General features: G+C 52.5%; 15 protein-coding genes. 12 read left to right on the forward strand and 3 right to left on the reverse strand.

Features of this window, described 5'->3' with window-relative positions:
* The first annotated feature begins 197 nt into the window (after positions 1–197).
* The 12 genes from Q0824_RS08955 (at position 198) to Q0824_RS09010 (ending at position 10,604) form a co-directional block, all read left to right on the forward strand.
* The gene (locus Q0824_RS08955; protein ID WP_298449607.1) at positions 198–1,748 is read left to right on the forward strand and encodes a 2-isopropylmalate synthase; all 1,551 of its coding nucleotides are present in this window, start codon (positions 198–200) and stop codon (positions 1,746–1,748) included.
* A complete protein-coding gene (locus Q0824_RS08960; protein ID WP_298449609.1) occupies positions 1,749–2,573 on the forward strand; it encodes a 2-isopropylmalate synthase in 825 nt (274 codons plus the stop codon).
* Entirely contained in the window at positions 2,570–3,061 is a 492-nt protein-coding gene (gene rimI / locus Q0824_RS08965; protein WP_298449611.1) for a ribosomal protein S18-alanine N-acetyltransferase, read from the forward strand. Before Q0824_RS08960 ends, rimI begins: the two co-directional genes overlap by 4 nt.
* Positions 3,062–3,147: 86 nt before the next feature.
* A complete protein-coding gene (gene prfC / locus Q0824_RS08970; protein ID WP_298449613.1) occupies positions 3,148–4,728 on the forward strand; it encodes a peptide chain release factor 3 in 1,581 nt (526 codons plus the stop codon).
* A gap of 23 nt (positions 4,729–4,751) precedes the next feature.
* Positions 4,752–5,525 (forward strand): TatD family hydrolase, encoded by a 774-nt coding sequence (locus Q0824_RS08975; protein WP_298449615.1) that lies wholly within the window; start codon positions 4,752–4,754, stop codon positions 5,523–5,525.
* Between the two features lie 212 nt (positions 5,526–5,737).
* Entirely contained in the window at positions 5,738–6,166 is a 429-nt protein-coding gene (gene rplM, locus Q0824_RS08980) for a 50S ribosomal protein L13 (RefSeq protein WP_144780435.1), read from the forward strand.
* Between the two features lie 12 nt (positions 6,167–6,178).
* Positions 6,179–6,571, forward strand: a complete 393-nt coding sequence (gene rpsI / locus Q0824_RS08985) for a 30S ribosomal protein S9 (RefSeq protein ID WP_298449619.1) — start codon at positions 6,179–6,181, stop codon at positions 6,569–6,571.
* A 243-nt stretch (positions 6,572–6,814) separates the two neighbouring features.
* Entirely contained in the window at positions 6,815–7,408 is a 594-nt protein-coding gene (gene petA, locus Q0824_RS08990; protein ID WP_298449621.1) for a ubiquinol-cytochrome c reductase iron-sulfur subunit, read from the forward strand.
* Entirely contained in the window at positions 7,408–8,640 is a 1,233-nt protein-coding gene (locus Q0824_RS08995) for a cytochrome bc complex cytochrome b subunit (protein WP_298449623.1), read from the forward strand. Before petA ends, Q0824_RS08995 begins: the two co-directional genes overlap by 1 nt.
* Positions 8,640–9,395: a cytochrome c1 gene (locus tag Q0824_RS09000; protein ID WP_298449625.1), complete on the forward strand. Its 756-nt coding sequence runs from the start codon at positions 8,640–8,642 to the stop codon at positions 9,393–9,395. The genes Q0824_RS08995 and Q0824_RS09000 overlap by 1 nt, the downstream gene beginning before the upstream one ends.
* 109 nt (positions 9,396–9,504) lie before the next feature.
* Positions 9,505–10,134 (forward strand): glutathione S-transferase N-terminal domain-containing protein, encoded by a 630-nt coding sequence (locus Q0824_RS09005; RefSeq protein WP_298449627.1) that lies wholly within the window; start codon positions 9,505–9,507, stop codon positions 10,132–10,134.
* A 59-nt stretch (positions 10,135–10,193) separates the two neighbouring features.
* The gene (locus tag Q0824_RS09010; RefSeq protein ID WP_298450488.1) at positions 10,194–10,604 is read left to right on the forward strand and encodes a ClpXP protease specificity-enhancing factor; all 411 of its coding nucleotides are present in this window, start codon (positions 10,194–10,196) and stop codon (positions 10,602–10,604) included.
* A 57-nt stretch (positions 10,605–10,661) separates the two neighbouring features.
* On the opposite strand, the gene Q0824_RS09015 is transcribed toward Q0824_RS09010, so the two are convergent.
* Genes Q0824_RS09015 through Q0824_RS09025 form a run of 3 tightly spaced genes read right to left on the reverse strand, consistent with a single transcriptional unit; the run spans position 10,662 to position 13,522 of the window.
* Positions 10,662–11,255 carry an SIS domain-containing protein gene (locus Q0824_RS09015; RefSeq protein ID WP_298449629.1) on the reverse strand — a complete coding sequence of 198 codons (594 nt, stop codon included), beginning with the start codon at positions 11,253–11,255 and terminating at the stop codon, positions 10,662–10,664.
* Positions 11,256–11,261: 6 nt separating this feature from the next.
* Complete coding sequence (locus tag Q0824_RS09020; RefSeq protein WP_298449632.1) at positions 11,262–11,630, reverse strand: YraN family protein; 369 nt, start codon at positions 11,628–11,630, stop codon at positions 11,262–11,264.
* Between the two features lie 29 nt (positions 11,631–11,659).
* Positions 11,660–13,522, reverse strand: coding sequence for a penicillin-binding protein activator (locus Q0824_RS09025; RefSeq protein ID WP_298449634.1), 1,863 nt, complete (start codon positions 13,520–13,522; stop codon positions 11,660–11,662).
* Positions 13,523–13,633 lie beyond the last annotated feature (111 nt).

Below are 13,633 nucleotides of genomic sequence, written 5' to 3' on the forward strand. Positions count from 1 at the left end.
CTGCGCCGATGGTAGTGTGGCATTTGCCCATGTGAGAGTAGGTCATCGTCAGACTCTTAATACCAAACCCCAGCTTCTTGCGAAGCTGGGGTTTTTTTATGTCCGAAATTAGTCTTGCGAGTAGCTGGGAAGCTCCCTCCTTTGCATCCCGGTGATATACTGTTTTGATGAAACCAAATGCGATACGGAGTAATTCAATGTCTGGCAACGATCATCTGGTTATTTTTGATACAACTCTCCGTGACGGCGAGCAAAGTCCCGGCGCTACGATGAATAAAGCCGAGAAGCTCCGTATTGCCAGGGCTCTTGAAAAGCTTCGTGTGGATGTGATTGAGGCAGGTTTTGCTATCGCGAGCCAGGGGGATTTTGAAGCCGTTAAGTCCATCGCAGAAACGATCAAAGGTTCAACAATTTGTAGTCTCGCCCGTGCGCTGGATAAGGACATTGACCGGGCGGCTGAAGCGATTCGCCCCGCGGAGCGGGGACGTATACATACGTTTATTGCAACCTCGCCCATCCACATGCAGCACAAGTTGCAGATGGAGCCACATGAGGTGATTGAGCAGGCAGTACGGTCTGTAAAGCGCGCCCGAAGCCACGTGGATGACGTTGAGTTCTCCTGTGAAGATGCTGGACGGTCCGAGCTGGATTTTCTCTGTAGAATTATTGAGGCGGCTATAGATGCGGGTGCCAATACGATCAATATTCCGGATACGGTCGGTTATGCTGTGCCAGAGCAGTTTGCAGAAACCATTCATCAGCTCCTAAATCGTGTCCCAAATGCCGATAAAGCCATTTTCTCCGTGCATTGCCATAACGATCTGGGGCTTGCCGTTGCAAACTCTCTGGCAGCGGTAACTCGTGGTGCCCGTCAGGTCGAATGCACCATCAACGGACTGGGGGAGCGTGCAGGTAATGCCTCACTTGAAGAGATAGTGATGGCCGTTCGCACACGGCAGGATTTTTACAATCTCGACACGCGAATAGATGCCAGCCATATCGTACCTGCCTCACGGCTCGTGTCTACGATCACAGGCTTTCCGGTGCAGCCTAACAAAGCCATCGTGGGCGCTAACGCCTTTGCCCATGAATCGGGTATTCACCAGGACGGAGTCCTCAAACATCGCGAAACATACGAAATCATGCGCGCAGAAGACGTGGGCTGGCACACCAATAGCTTGGTGCTTGGTAAGCACTCAGGCCGCAATGCCTTCCGCACGCGCCTCCTGGAGCTTGGTATTCAGTTTGAAACTGAAACAGAGTTGAACGAAGCATTTACCCGCTTCAAAGCCCTGGCTGATTTGAAGCACGAAATCTTTGATGAGGATTTGCAGGCGATTGCCAGTGACACTCGGCAGAAAGATGAGGAGGGCCGTTATGGATTGGTGTGTCTGCAGGTTTGCTCAGAAACAGGTGTTGTTCCAACTGCTAACCTGACGTTAACGATGGATGGAAAAGAGCATAAGGTAGAGGCAGAAGGGAGTGGTCCGGTAGATGCGACTTTTAAAGCGATCGAGTCGCTGGTTGATTCGGGCTGCAATTTGCAACTTTACTCAGTAAACAATATCACCAGCGGCACAGACTCCCAGGGCGAGGTTACTGTTCGGCTGGAGCGTGGTGGGCGTATCGTAAATGGTATAGGCGCCGATACGGATATCATCATTGCTTCCGCTAAGGCTTACATTGAGGCGCTTAACCTGATTAGTCGTGGTGGAATTCGGCAGCATCCACAGGTCGCGGATGTTTGAATGATTCAGACTGAGGCCCAAAGACAGTTCTATCTTGGTTTGGCGGGAATCCGGTTATGGTATGCCCGTGAACCACTGCCGGGTGCTGCTTCGAGCCGGGCGTTTGTATTTCCTGAGCCAGATGAGGTAGTACATTCCCCTTCAGTGGCTCCAGGCCCCGCGCCTGTAGAAGCTGCGAAAAATCGTTCGCCGGCGGCGAGCGATGCCGCGAACAAGAAAGGTGTGCAACGAATTGCCAGTCTTCAGGCTTTAATGGAGAGCAAGGAAGAGCCATCAGCCCAGCAATCTGCGCAACCAAAGCAACCACCAGAGCAGGGGTTGCCGGAGATTTCTGTTCCGTCTCCTGAAGGTTCGGAGGTGACTGTTGCATCGCCGCATGACGCTGAAGAGCCTGCAGTAGCCTTAAGCCTGGGAGTGTTTTTTGGGTCAAAGTACGTTCTCATCGCGGATATATCCCGGGAAGCGAGCCTGAACCTTCAGGAAACTCTTGCCGCGAATATTCTAAAGAGTCTGGGAGACGGGCATTTAAAACCTGTTGGCTGGGTTCACTGGCCCGTCTTCAATAATCGTGTCGTTCCCGGAAATTCCTTGTCCGATTTACGGGCTGTGGTGCGGCACGTGTTGCGAGATATAGAAGACAGGAAGGTGATTGTTCTTGGAGCAGATGAGGGCGCTGATAGAAGTGGCGCCGAAGCCGGTTGGCTTTTCAAAGCTCTTGGCCGGGCCCCTGACGTTAAAGCAATGCACACATTGGCAGCTCTTGCCAGCAACCCTTCGCTGAAGCGGTCTTTATGGGAACAACTGAAGCCTCTGGCCGAGAAATGACACAGCGTAGCTCTGATCGATATCACCCCATGCAAGGTCTTGAACTGATAATTCGATCTCTAGCGCCTGAAGACATTCCGGAGATGCTTGAGATCGAGCGTCAGGGCCATTCCCACCCGTGGACTGAAGGGGTGTTTCTCGATTGCTTCAAGCCTGATTACCGCTTATGGGGTGCCTGCCTCGGTGATTCTCTTGCGGGGTTTGTGGTCGGAACTTATATGCTGGATGAAGTGCATCTGCTGAATATATGTGTTCATCCTCGAAGCCGAGGCCATGGTGTGGGACGGTATTTGTTGAGGCACCTCATCGCAGAAGCCACTCATGAAGGCATGAATCAGATGCTTCTTGAGGTGCGGTTAAGTAACAGTGTGGCAAGCAAGCTCTACCGCAATGAAGGGTTTGAAGAAATAGGGCGGCGCCCCGGATACTATCCAGCAGTCTCTGGCCGCGAAGATGCGCGGGTAATGTCGTTGCTTCTGTACCCCTGATATTACCGCTTGTGTTCGCGTAATAACCTCTTAGCCCCTATAATACCCGCCTTCTCCGAACATCTGACGCAGGTTTCTCTTCGACTATGTCTCACCTTTCCCAGGAAGTGGCCAAGCGCCGCACCTTTGCAATCATCTCTCACCCGGACGCCGGTAAAACCACGATTACCGAGAAGGTACTGCTATTCGGGCATGCTCTGCAGCGGGCGGGAACGGTCAAGGGTAAGAAGTCCGGGCAGCATGCAAAGTCTGACTGGATGGAAATGGAAAAGGAACGGGGTATTTCTGTAACCACGTCTGTCATGCAGTTTCCTTACGGCGGAAAGCTGGTGAATCTGCTGGATACACCAGGTCACGAGGATTTTTCAGAAGATACGTACCGTACCCTGACAGCTGTAGACTCCTGTCTCATGGTGATTGACAGTGCAAAAGGCGTTGAGGAACGTACCATTAAGTTGATGGAAGTTACCCGGCTAAGAGACACGCCGATTATTACTTTCATGAACAAGTTGGATCGGGATACCAGGGACCCGGTTGAGCTTATGGATGAAGTGGAAGATGTTCTTAGCATTGCCTGTGCGCCAATTACCTGGCCTATTGGTATGGGTAAAAGCTTCAAGGGTGTCTATCATTTGCTGCGTGACGAGGTGATTCTTTACCAAAGTGGACATGGTCACGAGATTCAGGAAGTTCGAACTATCAGCGGGCTGGATAATCCGGAGCTTGATACCGCTCTTGGTGGATACGCCAGCGATTTGCGCGATGAGGTCGAGCTGGTAAAAGGAGCGTCTCACGAATTCGATCGGGAAGCATTTCTGGCTGGTGAGCTTACGCCGGTATTTTTCGGTACGGCGCTAGGTAATTTTGGCGTTGATCACATGCTCGACGGGTTGGTGGATTGGGCCCCTGAGCCTCAGCCCCGCGAGACGGATCAGCGGCTGGTGCAGCCGGATGACCAGGGGTTCTCTGGCTTTGTCTTTAAAATTCAGGCCAATATGGATCCCCAGCACCGGGATCGAGTTGCGTTTATGCGCATAGTGTCGGGTAAGTACAGTCAGGGTATGAAAGCCAGGCATGTGCGCATAGCGAAAGACGTGCGATTTTCCGATGCACTGACGTTTATGGCGGGTGACCGGGAGCACGCAGAAGAAGCCTACGCTGGCGACATCATTGGTCTGCACAACCATGGGACTATTCAGTTAGGGGATACCTTTACCGCTGGCGAGGATATGAAGTTCAAGGGCATTCCAAACTTTGCGCCCGAGCTCTTCCGCCGTATCCGCCTGAAGGACCCATTGAAGGCCAAGCAGCTTCAGAAGGGCTTGATTCAGTTGTCGGAAGAGGGTGCGGTTCAGGTGTTCCGACCTTTGCGTAACAACGATTTGATTGTCGGTGCGGTTGGTGTCCTGCAGTTTGATGTGGTGGTCAGTCGCCTCAAGACCGAGTACAAGGTTGAAGCCGTTTATGAGCCGATCAACGTCGCAACTGCACGCTGGGTAACCTGTTCGGATGATCGCAAACTGGATGAGTTTCAGCGCAAGAATAATGACAATTTAGCCCTTGATGGCGGTGATCGCCTGGCTTATATCGCCCCCACTATGGTAAATCTCAATCTGGCCCAGGAGCGCTATCCGGATATCGAGTTCCATAAAACCCGGGAACACTGATCCATTAGCGGGTGGAGGCTGATTTGAAACTGGTTGATGCCCACTGCCACTTTGATTTCCCATTTTTTGATGGGCGGCGTGCATGGGAGCTTGAGGTTGCGTCTGACGAAGGTCTCGTTGGGCTGGTGATTCCCGGTGTGCGGCACCGGGATTGGGGCCGTGTTCGCGATACTGCCCTGGCGTACGCTGGCCTCTATTACTGTCTTGGAGTCCACCCGTGGTTTGTCGGGGAGCACTCTGACGAAGCTTTGGAGGCCCTTGACCGGGCTTTGCGAGCAAGGCCTGAGCGCTGCGTGGCGATTGGTGAATGCGGGCTGGACCGCCTCCACGGAAATATGAGTGATCAGTATCCGTGGTTTGAGGCTCAGGTCGGGCTGGCTTCCGAGCTGGGTTACCCTCTTGTGATACATTCAGTCAGAGCCCACGACGAGGTTTATGCGACACTGAGACGCACGAATTGGCATGGCAGGGCATTGGTGCACGGTTTTTCTGGCAGCTATCAGCAGGCTTCGAAGTTGGTCGATTTGGGCTGTTTTATTGGTGTAGGTGGGATAATCACTCACTCTCGGTCCCGAAAAACTCGCGACACCATAGCTCGTTTACCCTTGGAAGCTTTGGTGCTGGAGACGGACGCGCCGGATATGGCGCCGAAGGGGGTTGCGGTCGGAGCTAACTCGCCCATGCATCTTCGCAGAATTCTTGAGTGTCTCTCTGATATTCGAGGAGAGTCTGTGGATTATGTGGCGTCCGTAGTGTTTTCCAATACGGGACTGCTTTACGGCGAATCCTTGTGGTAATGATAGGGTGATAAAACTATCACCCGTAGGGTTGGATTTCATTATTCGTTCGAGTATACTTCGCGCCCTGGCTTTTCAAGGCGATGTCACTATCTCAGCCCCGAATAGTGTCACTGCCGATCAAATTACAGGTACAGAACCTCCTCCGGGTGTACTACACTTTCCGGTGGCGGTTTTTAACGTTTCTTTTTATAGCGTTCAAGGCGGAATCAATGAAGACTCTGAGTGCGAAACCAGAAACCGTAAAACGTGACTGGTACGTTGTAGACGCAGCCGGCAAGACGCTGGGTCGTCTGTCAACCGAAATCGCCCGTCGTCTGCGGGGCAAGCATAAGCCTGAGTACACCCCTCATGTAGACACTGGCGATTACATTGTAGTTATCAATGCGGGCCAGGTGCGGGTTACCGGCAACAAGGCATCTGATAAGATGTACTACAGTCATACCGGGTTTCCGGGTGGGATCAAGTCCATCAGCTTCGAGAAGCTGGTTGATAAGGCGCCTGAGCAAGTTATTCAGAAGTCTGTCAAAGGCATGCTTCCGAAAGGCCCGCTTGGTCGTGCCATGTTCAAGAAGCTGAAAATCTATGCCGGCGCTGAGCACCCTCATACAGCCCAGCAGCCCAAAGAACTCGACATTTAACGGAAGGCGGATATGTCTGTAGCACAAAATTACGGTACTGGTCGCCGCAAAACGTCCACGGCTCGGGTGTTCATCAAGCCGGGAAGCGGTAATATTTCAATCAACGGTCGTACAATCGAAGATTTCTTCGGTCGTGAGACTCTTCGCATGATCGTGCGTCAACCTCTGGTTGTTGCAGAATCTGCGGATCGTTTTGACATCAACATTACTGTTAAAGGTGGTGGTAGCAGTGGTCAGGCGGGCGCAATCCGCCACGGACTGACCCGTGCGCTGATGGATTACGACGAAGCTCTGCGTCCAGCGATGCGTAAAGCGGGTTATGTTACCCGTGATGCTCGTGAAGTTGAGCGTAAGAAAGTTGGTCTGCGTAAGGCGCGTAAGCGTCCACAGTACTCCAAGCGTTAAGTTCCGCTGGAGCAGATCTCAGGAAAACCCGGCTATTTGGTCGGGTTTTTTTGTTTGGGGCGCAATGATCGTCAAATTGATCTGGAGCAGAGAAGTCGCTCCGGTGGCGGCTTTCTGACTTGTAAGGACATGGTAATTTCATTACCATTTGTTCGCTTATAATTTTGGATTGTGAAGTCCTTTACGATGCACGCTGTCGGCTTTCCGGCGGGCTGTGACATCGCCTGATGGGAGAGAACCATAATGAATAATGGCGACGTGAGCCAAGGTCGACGCCGGTTTCTTATCGGCGCTACGGCTGCGGTAGGTGGGGTCGGCGTCGTCGGTGCGGCAGTCCCTTTCGTGGCATCCTGGAATCCCAGTGCCAAAGCGGAAGCGGCTGGTGCACCGGTAACCGTCAATATCAGTAAGATTGAGCCAGGTCAGCAAGTCACTGTTGAGTGGAGGGGTATGCCGGTCTGGCTTATTCGCCGCACAGATGAAATGCTGAGTAACATCGAGAAGCTCAACGACAAGGTGAAAGATCCTCAGTCTGAATCTCCGCAGCAGCCACCATACATAGATGGCATATTGCGCTCACTGAAGCCTGAGATAGCTGTGCTGGTAGGGATTTGCACTCACTTGGGTTGTGTGCCTTCCTATCGCCCTGAAGTGGCACCGGCGGACCTTGGTGATGAGTGGTTGGGTGGTCTTTTCTGTCCGTGCCATGGCACGCGTTATGACATGGCTGGTCGCGTCTACAAGGCGCAGCCTGCACCGCTCAACCTGCAAGTGCCGCCTTATCGCTATGACGATGATGAGACACTCACGATTGGTCTTGATCCGGAGGCAGCGTAATGCAGAAGCTACTTAATTGGGTAGACGAACGTCTGCCAGTTGTAGATGCCTGGAATAAGCACCTGGCAAAATATTACGCGCCGAAGAACTTTAACTTCTGGTACTTTTTCGGTTCGCTGGCAATGCTGGTACTGGTTAACCAGTTAGTTACCGGTATCTGGCTTACTATGAGCTATAACCCGACCGGTGAGGGGGCATTTGCATCCGTTGAGTACATCATGCGTGATGTCCAATGGGGTTGGTTGCTGCGCTACCTTCACTCTACGGGTGCTTCTGCCTTCTTTATTGTGGTCTATCTCCACATGTTCCGCGGCCTTATGTATGGATCCTACCAGAAGCCGCGTGAGTTGATCTGGCTGTTCGGTATGCTGATTTATCTGGTGCTGATGGCTGAAGCATTTATGGGTTATTTGCTACCTTGGGGTCAGATGTCTTATTGGGGTGCTCAGGTTATCGTAAACCTGTTCGGCGCTATTCCTGTAATTGGTGAAGATCTGTCCCTGTGGATTCGTGGTGACTACCTGATTTCGGGTATTACCCTGAACCGCTTCTTCGCCTTGCACGTGGTGGCGCTTCCAATTGTCCTGCTTGGCTTGGTGGTTCTCCACATTCTTGCGTTACATGAAGTGGGCTCCAACAATCCGGACGGTATCGATATCAAGAAGAACAAGGATGAAAACGGCATTCCAAAAGACGGTATTCCGTTCCACCCATACTACTCCGTGCACGATCTCGTGGGCGTGGCGGTATTCTTCTTTATCTTCTTTATCGTAGTGTTCTTTTTCCCTGAAATGGGCGGTCTCTTTATCGAGAAGCCAAACTTTGAACCTGCAAACGCGCTGAAAACACCTGAGCACATTGCGCCTGTGTGGTATTTCACACCCTTTTACGCCATGTTGCGTGCGGTAACGGTTGATCTGTTCGGCCTGTCTGCGAAGTTCTGGGGTGTTGTTGTGATGGGTGGTGCGATAGCAATTCTGTTTGTGCTTCCTTGGCTCGACAGAAGCCCGGTACGCTCCATTCGCTACAAGGGTTGGTTGAGCAAAATTGCGCTGACACTATTTGCAGTAAGCTTCGTTATTCTCGGATATTTGGGGCTTGTGCCTGCAACCGAAGGTCGTACTACTGTGGCTCAGATATTGACGGTAGTGTACTTCCTCTACTTCATTCTGATGCCGTTCTATACGCGCATGGAGAAAACCAAGCCAGTACCAGAGAGGGTGACAGGATAATGAGAAAGCTGATTTTTGGTCTTTTCATCGCATTCCTGCCGGTTCTCGGACTGGCAGCCGGTGCCGGCGTTCCGCTTGATCACATCAAAACGGATCATACAGACAAGGCATCATTGCAGCGTGGTGCAGCAATGTTTACCAACTACTGCATGGGGTGTCACTCCATGGAGTATGCCCGTTACAAGCGGGTTGCTGATGATCTGGAGATACCCGCCAAGTTGTTCGAGGAGAATCTGATTTTCACCGGCGCCCAGATCGGTGAGCTGATGAAGAACTCCATGAACAAGGACATGGCAGCTGACTGGTTTGGTGCTCCGCCACCGGATCTTACTCTGGAGAGCCGCTTGCGTGGTGAGTCCTGGCTGTACTCCTACTTGCGTGGATTCTATAAAGATGAGTCTCGCCCGCTGGGTGTAAACAACGTGGTGTTCGACAAGGTGGGCATGCCTCATGTGTTGGTCGATCTCCAGGGTTTGTGCGCGGTCAAGCCTAATATTGGCAAAAAAGCCAGTGTTGAGCCTTTGAGTGGAAATGTCAGGAATGCAGATGCGTGTCCGGAGTATGCCATTGAAGGCAGTATGACTGGTGCCGAGTTTGATCGGGCCATGTACGACATGACGAACTTCATGTCTTACATGGCTGATCCGATCAAAGTCGAGCGTGAGCGCCTCGGTATATTCGTGTTGATCTTTGTCGCTATTTTCTTTGTCTTCGCCTACCTGCTCAATCGTGAGTACTGGAAGGACGTACACTGAGAAATAGGGTATAATCCTGTTCCCTGAGTTCCAGTGGGTGTTAATCGGCCCGCTGGAATTTTTGCGTTTTTCAGGTCCATTTCGGTTTGTTTACTCGTGAGGTAATTCTATGGGCGTTGTGACTAAGCGGTCATCGATGACATTTTTCTCAGACCCGGCCAGCCACTATAGCCACAGAGTGCGCATTGTGCTGGCAGAGAAGGGTGTTACCGTTGATATCGTTGATGTTGATCCGGACAATCCGCCAGCTGAAGTGGCTGATATGAATCCGTATAACGCCCTGCCAACGTTGGTGGATCGTGATCTGGTTCTGTATGAGCCGAACATCATGATGGAATATCTTGATGAGCGTTTTCCGCACCCGCCTCTTCTTCCAGTTTATCCGGTGGCGCGTGCTAACAGTCGCTTGATGATCCATCGCATTCAGAGAGATTGGTGTGGTTTGGTTGACCAGATTCTGGCTCAGCCAAATGCCAAAGCTTCGGAGGTTGCTCGCAAGGAATTGCGCGAAGGCCTGCTGGCAGCTGGGCCGTTGTTTGGCGAAATGCCGTTTTTCCTCTCTGAGGAATTCACAATTGTGGACTGCTGTATTGCGCCCATTCTCTGGCGTTTGCCTGCCTTGGGCATCGAGCTTAATGATAAGCAGGCCAAGCCACTCCAGAAGTACATGGATAACTTGTTCGCCCGTGAGGGTTTCAAGGCCAGCCTTTCTGATCTCGAAGAAGACATTCGCAGCTGATTTAGCCGGCTTCCGCGATAGGGAACAGGAGACAAGCAGTGCCTGATAACAAAATCACCATGACCTCCAGTCGCCCGTATTTGGTGCGCGCGTTCAACGAGTGGATACTGGATAATGACTGTACGCCATACATCGTTGTGGATGCGGGTATTCAGGGTGTTCAGGTGCCTACAGCACATGTGGCGAATGGTCAGATTGTTCTGAATATTAGCCCTGGTGCTGTACGTGCACTCGTTGTTGGCAATAGTGCGTTGGAATTCAGTGCCCGGTTTGGTGGCGTACCTATGCAGGTGTTCATTCCTCTGCAGGCGGTTATGGCCATTTATGCGAAAGAGAATGGTGAGGGCATGGTGTTTGGCAGTGAGCCCGGCTCCCCGGATCCTGATGGCACCAATGATCGCGAAAGCTCCAGGCAGAATGGTCAGGAAGAACGACCGACCGGGCGGCCCACGCTCAAGGTTGTTAAATAAGTATCAGATAGTGGTTTCAAGCTCTGACAAAAATGCCGGCGTAAGCCGGCATTTTTGTCAGCCTCCAAATAGTTTTCCGTCTACCAGCGAACACAGAGCGTTGATCACCAGCATCAGCAATGGTGTGGCCTCTGTCGGCGACAGGTCGTTCAAGGCGATTTCGTGGTCTTCCGAGTGCATGAGGGAGGTTATATCGGATTTCTCCCGTGCGCTCAGCACAACCACATTCATTTCCCGGTCATGGGCCGCCTGAATAGCCTGGATGAGGTTGGCTTTGTGGCCGTCATCAACGATCACGAACAGCAGGTCACCTGGTTTGCCTATGGCTTTAACCTGGCGCGAGAAGGTGTCATTAAAGCGGTTGTCACGGCAAATAGCGGAATAGGTTGTAGCATCTGCTCCAAGGTTAATGGCAGGGAGGGCTGGTCGGTCTTGTTCAAAGCGATTGAGAAAAGCCGTGCAGAAATACTGGGCTACTACATTGGCATTGCCGTTGGCGCAGGTGACGATTTTCCCGTCGTTAAGAAGGGCGTTTACAAAGGCGTCTGCTGCCTGCTCTATGGCGGGGCCGACGGTGCTGGCCGCTTGGGCAGTGTGCTCCATGTGGCTTGCAAATAACTGGTTGATCAGGTTGCCCATGTCGTCGTTCATCAGAGTCTATACATCCGCCTGAATTGCATTTTTGATCCATTGTACCCGGTATTTTTTAACGGTTCCGGGGCTGATTGCCACTACGTCTATTCGGGTAACGGTGTCCCAGAGTTGGTGACGGTGCAGATAGAACGATGCGGCTTTTATGAGCCGCTTTTGTTTCGGGTAAGAAATTGAGCTGGCTGGATCGACGAGGCTGCCACTGCCCCGGTACCGTACCTCAAAGAATACCAGGGTGTCTTGGTCTTGCCCTATCAGATCTATTTCGCCACCACGGCTGTAGACGTTCCGCTCCCGGATATGCACTCCGTGAGACTCAAGGTATCGTGCGGCAACACCTTCAAAATATGTTCCAATCGCTTTTCGGCCTTCCATGGCTCTGGTTATCCTTGTGAAAGCGGCTGTCAGTTCGCCAGCGTTTGAACGTCCGGGGCGTCTGTATTGTTTTCAGGGGCAGGTTCGGGAAGCAGCTTGGGTGTTCCGCTCTGGAATTGGGCCCACAGTTGCTGCCTGTGAATGCTCCCTTCGGAGGTCATGGTAAGTCGCCCTGTCTGTCCGTCAATTGAAGCGGTTTGGATTTGACGAAGCAAGGGGAGGCGCTTGCTTAGCTGCCATGCGTCTGCTCCCATGGCAAACAGGCGACCCAGTTGTCCGCGGGTGCCAGACAAGGCGTTACCTGCCTCTTCGCGCAGCGGGTTTTTGTCATTAAGTACCCAGGGGATATCGGTGAAAATTACCTGGTTGAGGTCACGATCACGGCCGGCATCTGGTACACCTTCGTAAATAATTGAAGGTGAATATACTGGCAGGTCGCCTCCGAAATAGTATGCAAACAAGGGTTTTAGTTGGCGAGCAACAGCCGGTTCGGCCACCATGATAATGGCTTCTGCGTCTTGCCGGCGGCGCGGCTCGAACTCTACGTTCAGCCCAATGGTGCGCTCAACCTGTATGGCCCTGTCCCGTGATACGGATATGCCCAGAAGGTCTGCAGTGACAACCCGCAGGTTGTCCTCGCGGAAAAAACGTTCGATATCCAGAGCAATTGCGCCGTTCTTTTGCATGCGCTTCAGCAATGCAGCCTCGACGCGGTCACCCCATTCACCCTGAGGAATCAGCACCAGAACCTGGTTGATGTTTTGCCCGGACAGTCTGTCTGCAATTTGACGGGCTTCGTCCTCAGCCGATAGGCCAAACTGGTACAGGCCATCGGGACGCGTTGTGCCGTCAGCCAGGTAGTTAAGTCCCAACGCTGGAACGGGAAGGGTTTTCATGTTTGTAAGGCTTGCCAGGGATTCCTTCTCAAGAGGCCCTATGATCAGATCAATATCTTCGGCAGCGAGTTCTTTGTAGAGCTTTTCAAATGGTTGGCCAGATGTGTCGATCACCCGAATGTCGGTTTTGCTCCGATCCGCCGATTTGTCCTGATAGTAAGCTGCCAGAAAACCATCTCGAATGGCTTTGCCAGCACTGGCCAGGGGGCCATTCAGTGGCAGGGCGAGTGCGATTTTTTCGGGTCGGCTTTCTGCAAGATTGGCGATGAGCTGTAGCTCGGAAGGCAATATCTGTGCGGCAGGGTGCCCGGGCCGGCTGTTTTGCCAGCGCCGAATGGTGCGCCCTTGGTCGTCAATGCTGAGTCCTGGTGCACGAATGCTGGCTGCGAGTTCGAGCCATCCTTCTGTTTCAAAGCCAATGCTTTGCTCGCTTGCAATTGCGAGCTTGTTGTCTGGAACCGCCTTCAGGAATGCCCAGATCCGGTCATGTATCTGCTGTGGGTTTACATTGCCGTCAGATTGGGAGAGAAGCATCAGGGTCATGGCCGCTGACAGCCTGTTATCTACGAGAGCGTACGTGTCGGCCTGAAGGTTGGCGGCCCGGTTAATAAATTCTGAGTTGTAGTCTTTGAAGTTGTCTGGCGAGATTTTCGTGACAATACTGGCTGCCCATTCGCGATCTTCGAGTGCCACTGCGCTGGCCATGGCGAGTAACTGCTTTTGAGCCTGCAGGGCAGGTGCAGGTTGCGCCAGTTGAGTGCTCTGCAGTAATGTGCGGGCGGCGCGGTGGTCGCCCTGATCCTGAAACTGGCTAGCGACCTTCAGCAGGTATCGCTGCGCGACTTCAGCGTTATTTTCCTTTGCAGCAAGCTCAAATGCCTGAGAGGGAGTCTGGGCAATGTGGGAGTCAAGGTCGATACTGGCGCAACCTGCAAACAGCAAGGTGAGCATGAATATACCGGCCAAGGCACGATGATTAGCAGGATTCTTTGTCATGGCAAGCTCTATAGATTCCGGGGTTTTGGCTTGTGGCGCCGATCTGATGGTGGCAAGTTTAACAGCTCCCGGGCCAATTCACATGACGCAGGTGTCATGGTGGCGCCGTCT

The organism is uncultured Marinobacter sp., assembly GCF_947488835.1.
GTDB lineage: Bacteria > Pseudomonadota > Gammaproteobacteria > Pseudomonadales > Oleiphilaceae > Marinobacter.